Source organism: Actinoplanes sp. NPDC049598 (genome assembly GCF_040675435.1).
Classification (GTDB): Bacteria; Actinomycetota; Actinomycetes; order Mycobacteriales; family Micromonosporaceae; genus Actinoplanes.
On the sequence record NZ_JBFAOX010000014.1, the window covers coordinates 250,595 to 263,731 of the forward strand.

Genomic DNA, 13,137 nt, shown 5'->3' on the forward strand with positions numbered 1-13,137 from the left:
CGCGCCGCGGTGCCAGGAGCCTGTTTATCCTGGTATCGGCAACACCCGGGAGGTCATCCGATGACAGTCACGACAGCCGATCCGGGTACGGCGCGCCGAGCCGAGCTCGCGGATTTCCTTCGAGCCCGCCGGGCCCGGCTCTCCCCGGCCGAGATGGGACTCCCGGACGGCGGTCGCCGGCGAACACCCGGGTTGCGCCGGGAGGAGCTGGCCCAGCTCGCGGGCGTCGGGGTGACCTGGTACACGTGGCTCGAACAGGGCCGGGCGATCAACGTGAGCACGCAGGTCCTCGACGCCGTGGCCCGGGCGCTGCGCCTCGACCCGGCCGAGCACCAGCACCTCTACCGGCTGGCCGGCGGGCCGACTCCCCCGCACCTGCCCCGGGTGGACGACGCCACCGTTCCCGAGCAGGTGCGCGCGGTGGTGGCGGCCATGCACCCGATCGGCGCGATGCTCGTCAACGAACGCTTCGACATCCTGTGGTGGAACCGGACCTGGGAGACCATGGTGCGCACGCTCTACTCGGCGCCGTGCGGGCACTACAACCTGCTGTGGTGTTGCTTCACCGACGCCGAGATCCGGGGGCGGGTGGAGAACTGGGAGAGTGAGGCGCCGCGCCTGGTCGCCGCCTTCCGCTCCGCGTACGTCGAGAATCTGCACGACCCTCAATGGCGCGCCTTCGTCCAGGACCTGTGCGCGCGGAGCCCGGAGTTCGCTCAGTTGTGGGAACGGCACGACGTGGCCACCGCGGCGGCCGGTCACCGGGTCCTCCGCCATCCGACGGCGGGGCGCCTGGCGTTCAGCACCGTGAGCCTCGACGTCGAGGACATGCCGGGTTGCCGCATCATGGCGTGTGTTCCGGTGGACGACCACACCCGTACGGCCGTGCTGAACCTGGTCGAAAAGGACGGCCACTGACCGCTGACGCTGCGGAGAATTATCGCGCGGCCGATGAACTTTCGGCTTTTTCCCACGTCTGAATAAGGCTCTGCCGGGCCACCTGAATTGCTCCGTTCAATTTGCTTATCATGCCTTTAAGTCTTTGGTTGCCGGCTTCCGCTTTGCCTATCTTGGCCGACGACGTCGCGTCCGCGACGACGTTTTAGTTCATCGGGAGTTCAGCAATGCCACAATCAGCACCGTCCACCACCGCCGAGCGGGGACCACGGCGGCGCCGAAAAGGTCTCGTCATCAGCGCCTCCGTCGCGGTCGTCGCAGCCGGGCTCGCGGTCGTCGGGCAGAACTTCGCGCACGCGGCCGACAGCTGCCTGCAGTCCGGCACCGAGAAGACGATCAACGACGCGCTGGACGGCGCGGATGCCGTCGCGTCGCTCTGCCCGGGCGCGGTCTTCGACCTGAGCGGTCCCGTCCGCTTCACCGCGGCCGGCCAGCACATCGAGACCGCCGGCCTGCCCAGCGATGGCACCCGGGCCCTGCTGCGGGTGGTCGGCGCCACCACCAGCACCGCCATCGAGGGCGGCGGGCAGAGCCGGATCACGATCCGCAACATCCAGGTCGACGGCCGGCGGGCCGCGCTGGGCCGGATCGAGGGCGGCGGGGGGCTCATGGAACTCGGCGGCGACACCGAGGGCATCACCGTGCAGAACGCGAAGATCGGCGATCCGCGAGGCTGGTCCGCGCTGCACATCGCCGAGGGTGTGGTCCACGACGGGCGGCCCAACTGCCAGCAGGCGAAGATCATCGACAACGAGATCGGTCCGTCCGGTGTCTCCACGGGCGGGCAATGGGCGGACGGCGTCTCCCTGGCCTGCGGGACGAGCACGGTCACCGGCAACACCATCACCGACCCCACCGACGGCGCCATCGTCGTGTTCGGCGCCCCGGGTTCGACGATCAGCAAGAACACGATCATCGCCCGGAACCGCGTCCTGCTCGGCGGCATCAACATGGTCGACTTCGCTCCGACCGGCGGCGACTACGAGGGCACGGTGGTCAAGGACAACACCATCCGGGCGGAGGGCGCGCTCATCAAGATCGGCATCGCGATGGGCCCGGGAACGTGGGCCTGCAACCCGGCGATCAACCGGGGCGGCACGGTCACCGGCAACGTGCTCGAGGGCGACCACATGGGGTACGGCTACGCCGTCAACGGCGTGAGCAACTGGACCGTGACCGGCAACGTGGACAACTCCAAGCACGTCGGCCTGCCGAACGGTGACTGCGGTGGTCCCGTCTCCGAGCCGAGCGGCTTCCTCAAGCAGAAGGTCACCAGCAGCACGCTGCAGGACGGCTTCCAGGACGGCAAGCTGGACTTCCTGCTCGGCCTGACCGAACAGAAGGCGACCGACCCACTGCCGGCCGCCGGAGCCACCATCTCGCTGCGGTCGGCCGTGAGCCACAAATGGGTGTGCGCCGACTTCGGCGGCGCCGTGCCGCTGAACCCCAACCGCGACACCGCGGGTGACTGGGAGAAGTACCTGCTGGCCGACGGGGGCGGCGGCACGGTGGCTCTGCGTTCCCGGGCCAACCAGAAGTTCGTCGACGTGACCGCCGACGGGCTCATCCCGGACCAGGACTCGGTCACCGCCGCCACCCGGTTCACCCTGATCCGTAACAGCGACGGCACGGTCAGCCTGCGAGCGGCCTCGAACAACCGTTACGTCACGGCGGGCGCTTCGGGCACCGCGGATCTGAAGGCCACCGCCAAGAGGATCGGCACCGGCTCGAAATTCAATCTCGTCGTGAGTTGAGACGACCGGGCCGGCACCCCCCGCTCATGGCGGGGGGGGTGCCGGCCCGGTTCGCTCAGGAGCCGTAGACCTGCAGGCTCCACAGCGAGTAGCCGTACTGGCCGGATCGCCGGGTTCCCTTCATACGGACGTACCGGCCCGCTCCGGACACGGCGATCGTCTGCGTGCCGCCCGTGCCCTTGGTGGTGGTGTGGACGGTCCGCCAGGTCGACCCGTTGTCGGACGTCTGGATCGTGAAGGCCTTGGCGTACGCCGTCTCCCAGTTCAGGGTCACCTTCGTGATCGTGTGTCGCGCACCCAGGTCGACACGGAGCCACTGCGGGTCCTTGAAGGCGCTCGACCAGCGGGTACGGGCGTTGCCGTCGGTCGCCGCGGAGGCGGGCGTGCCGGCGTTCTCGGTCGACGAAGCGGTCGCCGGCCGGTGCAGGGACAGATCGGTGCCGCCGGTCGCCGGCTTGCCCGGGGCGGGCGAAGGTGACGGCGAGACCGGCGTGGTCGCACCGGAACCGCTGCCGGGGCCCTTGTTGTAGACGGCGACCCAGTCGACGGTCATCTGGCCGCCGGACACCGTCGCGGCGTTCGGGCCACCACCGAAGGCGTCAGGGAAGCCGCCGCCCATGGCCAGGTCGTAGATGATGAAGAACGGGTGGTCCACGGCGGCGGCCCACGTCGTGGCGTCCACCCGGGTCTGCGGCAGGGTGAAGGTCAGGACGCCGTCGAGATACCAGCGGATCTCCTCGACGCTCTTCGACCGGTCGATCTCCACGGCGTAGTTGTGGAACCCGGTCTGGCACCCCGGGCAGGCGCGCTCGCCGCTGCCGGGGCCGGTCGACTCGTTGCAGGGGCCGCCCGGGTTCACGCCGCAGTGCAACGTCCCGAACGTCGAACTGCGCCCGTTGATGTCCTCCAGGATGTCTATCTCGCCGCTCGTGGGCCAGACGACGCCCTTGCGCAGCGAGTCACCCAGCATCCAGAAAGCGGGCCAGTAGCCCGCGCCGTTCGCCGTGGTCACGTCGGGCTGCTGCAACCGCGACTCCATCCGTACCACCCCGCCCGGGGCGGCGCCGAAGGTGGCCGCCTGTGTATCGATCCGGCCCGACGTCCAGCCCGACCGCGGGTCCGAACCGGTGTGCAGCGCCCGCAGCACCAGGTGGCCCTGGCCGTCCCGGAAGACGTTGCTGGTGCTGTCGGTCATCGTCTCGATCTCACCGGTGCCGAACTTGCTGCCCGAACTCGAAGAGCGACACACCGTACGGAGTGGCACGGGCGGTGCTGGTCAGACGTACGTACCGGCCCGCCCCGTGCCGGTCGAGGGTCTGCACCCCCGCTTTGCCGGTGGTCACCGGCGTGAGGGTGGTGAACGTCGTGCCGTCGGCTGACGCCGAGACGGTGGAGGACGTCGCGTACGCGGCCTCCCAGTCGATCGTCACCTTGCTGAGCGTGGCGGTGCCGCCGAGGTCGACCTGCAGCCACTGCGGGTCGGCGAAGGCGCTCGACCAGCGGGTGCGCGATCCACTCCGCCCGGACGAGGAAATAGTGGCGCCGGCCATGATTTCTCCCGAGGATGACAGTGCCGGGAAGCCGCCGGAAAGGGGCGCTTCCCCGGCCCCGACGTTGAGCCGCCGACACCTCGGAAGGCAAAATTGCGTGGCAATTTTAAGGGGTACCTAATAACGGTTTTCCGGCAAGAATCCTGTCAGCTCAGGGCTCGCTTGAGCGGTTTCCCGGTCGCGGTCATCGGCAGCGACTCGACGATGTCGACGATCCTCGGATATTTGTAGGCGGCCATCTGCGTCCGGCTCCAGGCGACCAGGTTGTCCGCGGTGACCGTCGCGCCGGGCCGGAGGATGACGAACGCCTTGATCTCCTCGCCGTGGCTGGGGTGCGGCACGCCGATGACCGCGGCCAGCGAGACGTCTCCGTGGCTCATCAGGACCTCTTCCACCTCCCGGGGATAGACGTTGAAGCCGCCCCGGATGATCAGATCCTTCACCCGGTCGACGACGAAGTAGTAGCCGTCCTTGTCCCGCCTTCCCAGATCTCCGCTGACGAACCAGCCGTCCCGCATCGCCTCGGCGGTGGCCTCCGGCCGGTTGTGGTAGCCGCGCATGATCCCGTGCCCGCGGATGGCGATCTCCCCGACCTGATCCGGCGCGTCGATCGTGGCGCCGCGCTCGTCGATCAGTTTCACCTCGACGCCCCAGATCGGCTTGCCCACCGAGCCCAGCCGTGGGGCCTCCGCCCGCTGACTCATGACCCCGGGTGAGGTCTCCGTGAGGCCGTACGCGACCAGCACGGGAAGACCGAACCGCTCGTGGAACGCTTCGGCGACAGTCACCGGCATCCCCGAACCGCCGGCCACGGCCATGCGCAGCTGCTCGCGGATCCGGGTGACGTCGACGTCGCCGGACACGGCGTTCACCATCGCCCAGTACATCGTCGGCACCGCCGCCAGGAACGTCACGTGGTGTTTCTCCAGCAGCACCAGGGCCTCCCGGCCGTCGAACCGGGGCATCAGCACGACGGTGGCGGCCGTGGCGAACGCGGCGTTCATGTGCACCGAGGCGCCGAACGAGTGGAACAACGGCAGCATCGCGAGGTGGGTGTCGGTGGCCGGGGTCGCGTCGATGGCCCGAACCGTGGCGATGGCGCCGAACAGCAGGTTGCTGTGCGACAGCTCGGCGCCCTTCGGCTGCCCGGACGTGCCACTCGTGTAGAGAATGACCGCCGGGTCGGTCTCGGGGAGCTGCACCGGGTCGAACCGCACGCCGACACCGCGCAGTGCGTCCGCGAGCGTCTCGGCACCCTCGATCGGCGAGGCGGCCGCCGGGTCGGCGGTGATCACCATGAAGAGCTCGCACCCCGGCGCGGCACGAAAGCCGGCGTGCCCCTCGGAGGCCATCGGCAGGTCGTCGGCGCCCTCGAAACAGAGGTAGGCCCGGGCCCCGGAGTCGTTGAGGTGGTACGCCACCTCGCGGCCCTTGAGCAGGACGTTCAGCGGCACCACGACCGCGCCCACCTTGAGAATGCCGTAGTACAGGATCGGGAAGTACGGCAGGTTGGGGCAGGACAGCGCCACAGCGTCGCCAGGCCGGACACCGCGCTCGACCAACAGGTTGGCGACCTGATTGGCGGCCGCCTCCAGCTCGGCGTACGTCAGTCGCTGCTCACCGAGCACCACGGCGACGCGGTGCGGATGCGTGCGGGCGCTGTCCTCCAGCACCATGGACAGATTCAGCATTTCCCTATGCTCCGTACGCGTCCACGCCTTGGCATATCGACCTCCTGTGGTTTCCCTCCAGCCTGCTCAGCAGTGGAGCAGCGACCGCCATGATCAGGAGGACTACGGCGACGACGCCTCCGGCGACCGCGGCGCGGTCCGTCCGCGGCCGCTTGGGCGACAGACGATCGGCGGCCAGTGTGGCGGCGACCCTGGCGCCCTCGTTCCGGCGGACCAACGATTACACGCCAACTGACGGCTGGACCCGGGCCGAGTTCAACGTTCAGGCGACTCGCATGAGGGGTCGCGCGAGAGCGGCCAGCGCCTCACGGCAGCGTTGCGGCCCTTCGACCTGCTCGGCGCGGCGACGCGCGAAGGCCTGGATCAGCACGGGGTACCGGTAGGTGTCGCGGTCGACCGCCTCCACCAGGTGGGCGTCCACGAGGTCTTCCAGGGCGGCGCGGGCCTGGGCCCGCGGTAGTCCTGTCATCTCGCAGACCTCTTCGACGCTGCGAAGGGGCGAGACGGCCAGCGCGGCGAGCCGGAAGACGCCGGCCGAGACCGGGTCCAGACGGGCCTCAGCCCGGCGGATCGGCTCGTCCACGATCTTGCAGTCCTCGTGCATGACGACGGGCTGGCGCAGATCGTCGGCCAACTGCTCCATGATCTCGGCGACCGACCAGGTCGGCCGGTCGAGCAGCCGGGCGGCCGCGACCCGGACCGACAACGGGTGACCGGAGCAGGCCGCCACGAGGTCGAGCGCGACCTCACGCTCGGCCGCGACCCGGCCCTGGCCGGCGATCTCCGCGAGCAGGCGGAAGGATTCCTGTTCGGTCAGCGGTCCCAGGCGCTGCCAGGCGACCGCGGACAACTCGAGCAGCCGGCGCGTCGCCGTGACGATCAGCGCGCATCCCGGCAGCAGCGGCTCCACCTGCCTGCTGCCGGCGGCGTCGTCCAGGACGACCAGCATTCTCCGCCCCGAGGTCACCGTTCGCCACAGTGCGGATCGTTCCGCTGTGGTCTCGGGCAGGGCAATGCCGGGCTGGATCGTGCGCAACAACGTGCCCAGCGCGTCATGGGCGCTGACCGGGGGGCCCAGACGGGTGCCGAGATCCAGGTACATGCGGCCGTCGGGAAAGTGATCGGCCAGCAGGTGAGCCACGTGCACAGCCAGGGTCGACTTGCCCGAGCCGCCCAGGCCGGTGATACCGGCGACCGGTATCGCCTCCTCGGTGAGGATCCGGCGCAACCGCTCGACCTCGGCGCCGCGGCCGGTGAAATCCCGCACGTCCGGCGGCATCTGGTTCGGGCGGACGGTGCGCGGCGCGGGCGAGGCCTCCGGGGCGACGGCAGGCCCATCACCTCGCAGCAGCCGCTGATGCAGCCGCTGCAGTCCAGGACCGGGTTCGATGCCCAGCTCCTCGTCCAAGGCGGTGCGCAGCCGGCGGAACGCCTCGAGCGCCTCCGCCGTCCGCCCGCAGCGGTACAGCGCCGTCATCCACAGCTCGGTCAGGCGCTCGTCCACCGGATGCTCGGCGACCGCCGCACCCAGGTCGGTGCAGATCTCCTCGTGCCGCCCGAGGGTCAGCTCCGCGTCGAACAGCTGCTCGCGGGCGGCCCGGCGGGACTCGGCCAAACGGGTGCGCTGGGCCGCGGCGAACTCCGCCTTCACCCCACCCAGCGCCGGGCCGGACCACAATTCCAGGGCGCGGCGCAGGAACGCCGCGGTGCCGGGGATGTCACCGGCACGCCGGGCGTCACGAGCTTGAGCGACGAGCCCGTCGAACTCGTCGGTGTCGAGGCCCGCTGCATGTCGCACGATGTGATATCCACCGGCCGACCTGAGCAACTCGGCTCCGCCCGCCGCCAGTAGGTGGCGCAGGCGGGCGGCGTACGTGCGGACGGTACCGTGCGCCGACGGCGGCGGGTCGTCGCCCCACAGCGCATCCACCACGTCGTCGATCGGCACCGGCGTCTTCCGCAGCAGCAGCAGGCTCAGCAGCCCGCGCTGCTGCGGAGGACCAAGCGGCACGTCGCCGGCGTCCGTGATCAGTCGCACCGGCCCCAGCAGCGAGAAGGACACCATGCGGGTTACGACGGGCACCCACCCGCAAAGTTCACCGGCCCTCGGCGTCCGTGACCGACGGCACGATGTTGTGGTTGAGGTGGAAGACGTTGGTTGGGTCGTAGGCTGCTTTCGCCCGGGCCAGGCGGTCATAGGTCTGCGCCGGGTAGGCCGCCCGGACCGCCTCGGGGCCGAGGTCCTCCTGCCCGATGAAGTTGAGGTGCTTGCCCTCCAGGGCCCACGGCTTCAGCCCGGTGAACAGCTCACCCATCCAGTGCACGGCGGGGGCGGTCTGCTCCGGGACGCCGACCGTGACGACCCAGAGCACGAACTCGGCCTCCCGCAGCCCGGCTGCACCGGCGTTGGCCGGGGTGTCGTGCAGCGCACCCCCGAGATGACGCAGCTCGATGATGTTCGCGGGCACGTCGGCCTGCGGGCCGATGGCCTCGATCAGCGCGGTGACCAGGTCGGGGGTCAGGGGCGGCAGGCTCAGCGTGCTCTCGGCGAAGGGGGCCGGACTCTCCGGGTCGGAGTAGATGGCGGCGAAGTCGGTGTAGGGCATGTCGGCGACGGTGTCGATCACGACCGGCGCGGCGGCCCGCAGCGGCTTCAGCAGCGTGTTGGCGTCGTCGGCGGAGCCGAGGAACGACACCCGGACGTGCACGGTGAAGGTGCCGCGCAACGGCTCCGGGAACACCGGCACGTCGGGCAGCCGCATGAAGGCGATCGACGTGGTGAGCTCGTCCGGCGCCTGGGCGGTCAGGTCCGCGTACGCCCGCAGGACGGCCTCGGCCTGGTCGCCCGGGAAGATGAGCACCCCGCCGTACAGACGGGTGACCGGGAAGAGCTCGAACTCGATGGCGGTGACGACGCCGAGGTTGCTCTTGGAGCCGCGCAGAGCCCAGAACAGTTCCGGCTCGGTCTCGGCGTCCGCGTGCCGCAGCGTTCCGTCGGCGGTGACGACGTCCAGCGCGGTGACGTGGTCGGAGCTCCAGCCGAACTTGCGGCCCATCGTGGCGCTCAGGCCACCGCCCAGCGTGTAACCGACGACACCGACGAGCGGTGAGGAGCCGTTGAGCGGCGCGAGTCCGTGCGGCGCCGCGGCGTCGACGACCTGCTGCCACCGGACACCGGCTCCCACACGGGCCCGGCGGGCCGACGGGTCGATGACGACCTCGTCCATCCGGCGCGTCGTGATCAGCAGGGTGCGGTCGTCGGCGACGGCGCTGGTGTGACCGGTATTCATGATCGCCACCGCGAGATCGTGCGCCTTCGCGAACGCCAGCGCGGCCTGGACGTCGGCCGGTCCGGCGGCGCCCACGACGACGGCCGGGTTGTTGGCCACGGCCGGGTTGTACATCGCGCACTCTTCCGCGTACCCGTCCTGACCGGGCAGCAATACGACACCCGCGACACGCCCCGCCAGGTCGTCGATCTCGGCCGAGTTGTTGTTCATCGCATTCACCATGACTCCAGTTGATCAGTGGTGCGCCGACGTGGCGCAGACGAAACGTTGACGGCCCGGCCGGCGCCGGGGCCGGACGGCGGAGGGCCGGTCGCGGGCGCCGACCGGCGCAGGGCCAGCACGCTTCCGGACACCCCGATCAGCGAGATGGCCAGCGCTCGACGGCGTATACGCCGGCTCAGACGAGGTAGGTCCAGGTCTCGAGAGTGCTGAAGCCCATCGCCTCGTAGACGGGGAAGCCGTCCTCGGACGCGTGCAGGTACGTGGCGACGGCTCCGTCGTCGAACGCGTCCCGGACGATCCGCTCGGTGATCTTGCGGCCGTACCCGCGGCGTCGCGCTGCGGGCTCCGTGGCGATGTTCATGACGCCGACGAAGTCGCCGCTGCGGATGCCGTACCCGGTGGTGACCGGGCGTCCGGCGACAAACCCGAGATATGCCGTCGCGCCCGGAAGGTCGAGAAGCTTGGGTGGCATCAGCGTGGCGGCGATGTCCTCCGCCATCTCGAAACCGCCGACGAACGTGCTGAGATAGGCGCCGTACGCGGCCGACCCGACCACCCGGATGTCCAGGTCGGCCGCAGGATCGCCGGCAGGACGCAGGTCACCCGGCCGGCACACCATCGTCGGTGTGCGGTTCTGCTCGGTGCGGCCCCACCGGGCAGCGATCGCGCGGATCTCGGGGGTCGGCTCGGCCCGGGTGTGGATGCACCACGGAATGTCGGCTTGCGCCACCACCGCCGCCAGCCGGTCGACCTCGCCCGCATACGTCTCGCGACGGTGGTGATAGACGCCGTTGAACTTGGCCAGCGGGATGCCGCTCACCATAAGCTCCACGCCGTGGTCCCCCTGCTGCCGGACCGGCGATGACGCCGCCTCGGACAAGCGGCGAACCGTGTCGAAATACGCGTCCGCCACCGCATCTGAAAATTCCACCTCAGACCCGGTCCCTTCATCGTGTTGCCGTCATCCGGACGACGGCCGGGCCATGCCGTTGTTCACCGCAGCGGGATGAGACGGTCGCCTCCCCCGCCAGCCAGGACTGCGCGACCAAGGGATTGAAGTACACCCGGTCCCGCTCGTCGCTCGTTATGCCGATGGCCACGGCGGCCACGGCGAGGGTGCTGATCATCTTGCCGGAGGCGATGTTCGCGACGTCGCGGATGATCAGCGCCGACGAGACCCGGCAAGTCGTTCGCTTGGCACAACGCCCAGCGCGGGAACCGGGCCAGTCCGTCCCCGGCCCGGTTCCCGGCGGTTGAGAGGTCCCGCGCAGCGCCACCCCCGCCGCGTGGAACCTCCTTGCCGTACGACGTGCTCCCGTCGATCAGGTTCACCGGCAAGGCCCGGACGCGCCGGTTGAACTCCACCGTGCACCGGACGTCAAAGGGAGTGAAAGTCCACATGCGGTGGATCAACGACGAGGGGATCAATCGTCTTGCTATCTCGACGACTGCTGGCCGGCGCCGCGGCGACTGCTGCGGCGCTGGTCGCACTGGCTCCCGGTGCGGCGCAAGCGGCCTGCCGGACCGACTCCTATGTGGCGCTGGGCGACTCGTACGCCGCGGGGACCGGCTCGCCCCCGTACACCGACGCCCAGTGCCGGCGCAGCGACGCCGGCTACCCGGTCCTGCTGGCCGCGAAGCTGCACGAGAAGTCCTTCGAGTTCGAGGCCTGTGCCGGCGCGACCGTTCAGGACGTGCTGGACAAGCAGATCGACGATCTGGGCCGCCGTACCCGCCTGGTCACCCTCACGATCGGCGGAAACGATCTCGGCTTCGGCACCGGTATCAACACGTGCCTGACAGGCACCGACGCCGACTGCGAGAAGGTCGTGGACGACGCCGTGACGTTCTCTCGCGACACGCTGCCCGGCCGGCTCGACCGGGTCTACCGTGCGGTGCACGAACGCGCTCCGCACGCGAAGCTGGTCGTCGCCGACTACGCCCACTTCTTCGAGACCACCCCGGACTGCGGGAGCCTCCCGGTGAGCCTGGTCAAGCGGGTCGCGCTCAACCGCGCGGTGGACGTCCTCGACCAGAGCATCGCCCAGGCGGCCCACCGGGCCGGGGCCGGCTTCGCCGACGTGCGGACGGCGTTCGCCGGCCACGGCCTGTGCGGCGCCGACCCCTGGATCACCAACCCGGCCCAGACGGACCCGTTCCACCCGACGGCGACCGGTCACCTCGACGGTTACCTGCCGGCGGTGTCACGCGCCGTCGCGCACCACGCCTGACACATCAGTGAGAAGGGCTGCCTCCGGTTCGCCGGAGGCAGCCCTTCAGCATGTCGTCCAGCCCGGCCGCGGCGTCGTCCCGCAGCGCCTCGGCGACGGCCGGCACGAGCACGAAACGCCCGCTGTTCTGTTCGACCAGCCCGTTGGCGGCGAGGGCGGTCATCAGCGTGGCCACCCGCTCACGAGGCAGCCCGGTGATCGAAATGGAGAACCTGACGGTCCTGGCGAAGTCGGTACCGGACAGCTGACTCACGAATCTCCCCGCTCGCGACAGGAGCGGCGGCCCGGCCGGTCACACCGGCCGGGCCGTTCGGCTCACCGGGCCGCGGTGGCCAGTCCGTCGAACCAGGCGTCGACAGCCGCGCCGAACTCCTCCGGCTGCTCGAACCAGGGCAGGTGACCGCTGTCCTTGATGATGGCCAGCGTCGAGTCCGGCAGCACGTCGTGCATCCTCATCGCCTGTGAGACGGGGTCTGTGGTGAAGTCGTCGTCGCCCACGATGACCAGCGTGGGCACGGTGACGCGGTGCAGGTCGGGCAGGAGGTTGCGGGTCTGGAAGCCCGACGCCTGCGAGTACTGCAGCACCTGGTCGTCGACCTGCATCGAGGCGAACCCGTCGGCGGCCAGCTCGGGGTTGTGGAAGTAGAACGCCCCGGTCTTGTCGAGGACCTCCTTGATGGTCGCGGGCTTGCCGCCGTTGCCGCTCATCATCGCCATGGCCTCGTCGATGTAGGTCGGGTGGGCCAGGTAGAAGGGCTCCGTCCGCCGCTTGTCGATCATTTTCATCATCTCCCGCATCCGCACGTCGTCATGGGCGGCGTTGGCGTCGATCGCGATGAGGCCCAGCAGGTGCTCGCTGTGCTCGATGCCGTAGGCGAGCGCCTGGTGGCCACCGGCCGAGTGCCCGGCCAGGAAGATCTTCGGGCCGCCCAGGTACACGCGCAGCGCCTCGATGTCGGCCACGAAGTGCTCGAGCGTGTACTGGTCGGGGCTTTCCGGCCCGGTCGACTTCCCGCTGTGCCGGGCGTCGAAGTACACCACCGTGCAGTGCCGTTCCAGAGCCTTGAGGGGGATCAGATAATCGACCGAGGGTCCCCATCCCGGAGACGGCAGCAGCAGCACGGGGCCGGTCCCGGCGACGTGGTAACGCAGGGTGACTCCGTTGACGTCGGCGAAGTGCTCGCCCTCGTTCAGCGCGGTGACCGCGCCCGTCGTCGACTCTGACATGACTTCTCCGATCCGTTCGGTGCCCGGCAGTCGCCAGGCGTACCGGACCAGATGCATCTCAGGCCCCCGCCGTGCGTACGTATGCCGGTGACTCCCCTCACCCCGGAGCACCCACGGACGATGGACTACCGAGCCCCGGTCAACCTGGGTCAGGCCCCCAGCATGTTCTGTCCCGACTTCCCCGACGGTGCCAACGTCTTCTCGCTGTTCGAGTC

Annotated in this window: 12 protein-coding genes; 3 read left to right on the top strand and 9 right to left on the bottom strand. The window is 69.9% G+C overall.

The genetic code is table 11. The features are described 5' to 3' along the window. The first annotated feature begins 60 nt into the window (after positions 1-60). Positions 61-918: a helix-turn-helix transcriptional regulator gene (locus AB0J66_RS30185; protein ID WP_364667657.1), complete on the top strand. Its 858-nt coding sequence runs from the start codon at positions 61-63 to the stop codon at positions 916-918. Between the two features lie 206 nt (positions 919-1,124). Next, positions 1,125-2,711 (top strand): right-handed parallel beta-helix repeat-containing protein, encoded by a 1,587-nt coding sequence (locus AB0J66_RS30190; protein ID WP_364667659.1) that lies wholly within the window; start codon positions 1,125-1,127, stop codon positions 2,709-2,711. A gap of 55 nt (positions 2,712-2,766) precedes the next feature. On the opposite strand, the gene AB0J66_RS30195 is transcribed toward AB0J66_RS30190, so the two are convergent. The 7 genes from AB0J66_RS30195 to AB0J66_RS30225 form a co-directional block, all read right to left on the bottom strand. Next, positions 2,767-3,906: a discoidin domain-containing protein gene (locus AB0J66_RS30195; RefSeq protein WP_364667662.1), complete on the bottom strand. Its 1,140-nt coding sequence runs from the start codon at positions 3,904-3,906 to the stop codon at positions 2,767-2,769. A 10-nt stretch (positions 3,907-3,916) separates the two neighbouring features. Further along, positions 3,917-4,261: a discoidin domain-containing protein gene (locus AB0J66_RS30200; RefSeq protein ID WP_364667664.1), complete on the bottom strand. Its 345-nt coding sequence runs from the start codon at positions 4,259-4,261 to the stop codon at positions 3,917-3,919. Positions 4,262-4,407: 146 nt separating this feature from the next. Continuing rightward, a complete protein-coding gene (locus AB0J66_RS30205) occupies positions 4,408-5,952 on the bottom strand; it encodes a long-chain fatty acid--CoA ligase (protein WP_364667666.1) in 1,545 nt (514 codons plus the stop codon). Between the two features lie 262 nt (positions 5,953-6,214). Continuing rightward, a complete protein-coding gene (locus AB0J66_RS30210) occupies positions 6,215-8,035 on the bottom strand; it encodes a BTAD domain-containing putative transcriptional regulator (protein ID WP_364667668.1) in 1,821 nt (606 codons plus the stop codon). Positions 8,036-8,048: 13 nt separating this feature from the next. Continuing rightward, positions 8,049-9,464, bottom strand: a complete 1,416-nt coding sequence (locus tag AB0J66_RS30215; RefSeq protein WP_364667671.1) for an FAD-binding oxidoreductase — start codon at positions 9,462-9,464, stop codon at positions 8,049-8,051. 175 nt (positions 9,465-9,639) lie between these two features. Continuing rightward, complete coding sequence (locus AB0J66_RS30220) at positions 9,640-10,395, bottom strand: GNAT family N-acetyltransferase (protein ID WP_364667674.1); 756 nt, start codon at positions 10,393-10,395, stop codon at positions 9,640-9,642. 16 nt (positions 10,396-10,411) lie between these two features. After that, positions 10,412-10,741: a hypothetical protein gene (locus AB0J66_RS30225; protein ID WP_364667677.1), complete on the bottom strand. Its 330-nt coding sequence runs from the start codon at positions 10,739-10,741 to the stop codon at positions 10,412-10,414. 156 nt (positions 10,742-10,897) lie between these two features. Between AB0J66_RS30225 and AB0J66_RS30230 the strand changes: the two genes are divergently transcribed. Next, complete coding sequence (locus AB0J66_RS30230; protein ID WP_364667679.1) at positions 10,898-11,695, top strand: SGNH/GDSL hydrolase family protein; 798 nt, start codon at positions 10,898-10,900, stop codon at positions 11,693-11,695. Between the two features lie 4 nt (positions 11,696-11,699). Here the strand turns inward: AB0J66_RS30230 and AB0J66_RS30235 are convergent, their stop codons facing one another. Continuing rightward, the gene (locus AB0J66_RS30235) at positions 11,700-11,948 is read right to left on the bottom strand and encodes a hypothetical protein (protein ID WP_364667682.1); all 249 of its coding nucleotides are present in this window, start codon (positions 11,946-11,948) and stop codon (positions 11,700-11,702) included. A gap of 62 nt (positions 11,949-12,010) precedes the next feature. Beyond that, entirely contained in the window at positions 12,011-12,922 is a 912-nt protein-coding gene (locus tag AB0J66_RS30240) for an alpha/beta hydrolase (RefSeq protein ID WP_364667685.1), read from the bottom strand. Positions 12,923-13,137: the final 215 nt, after the last annotated feature.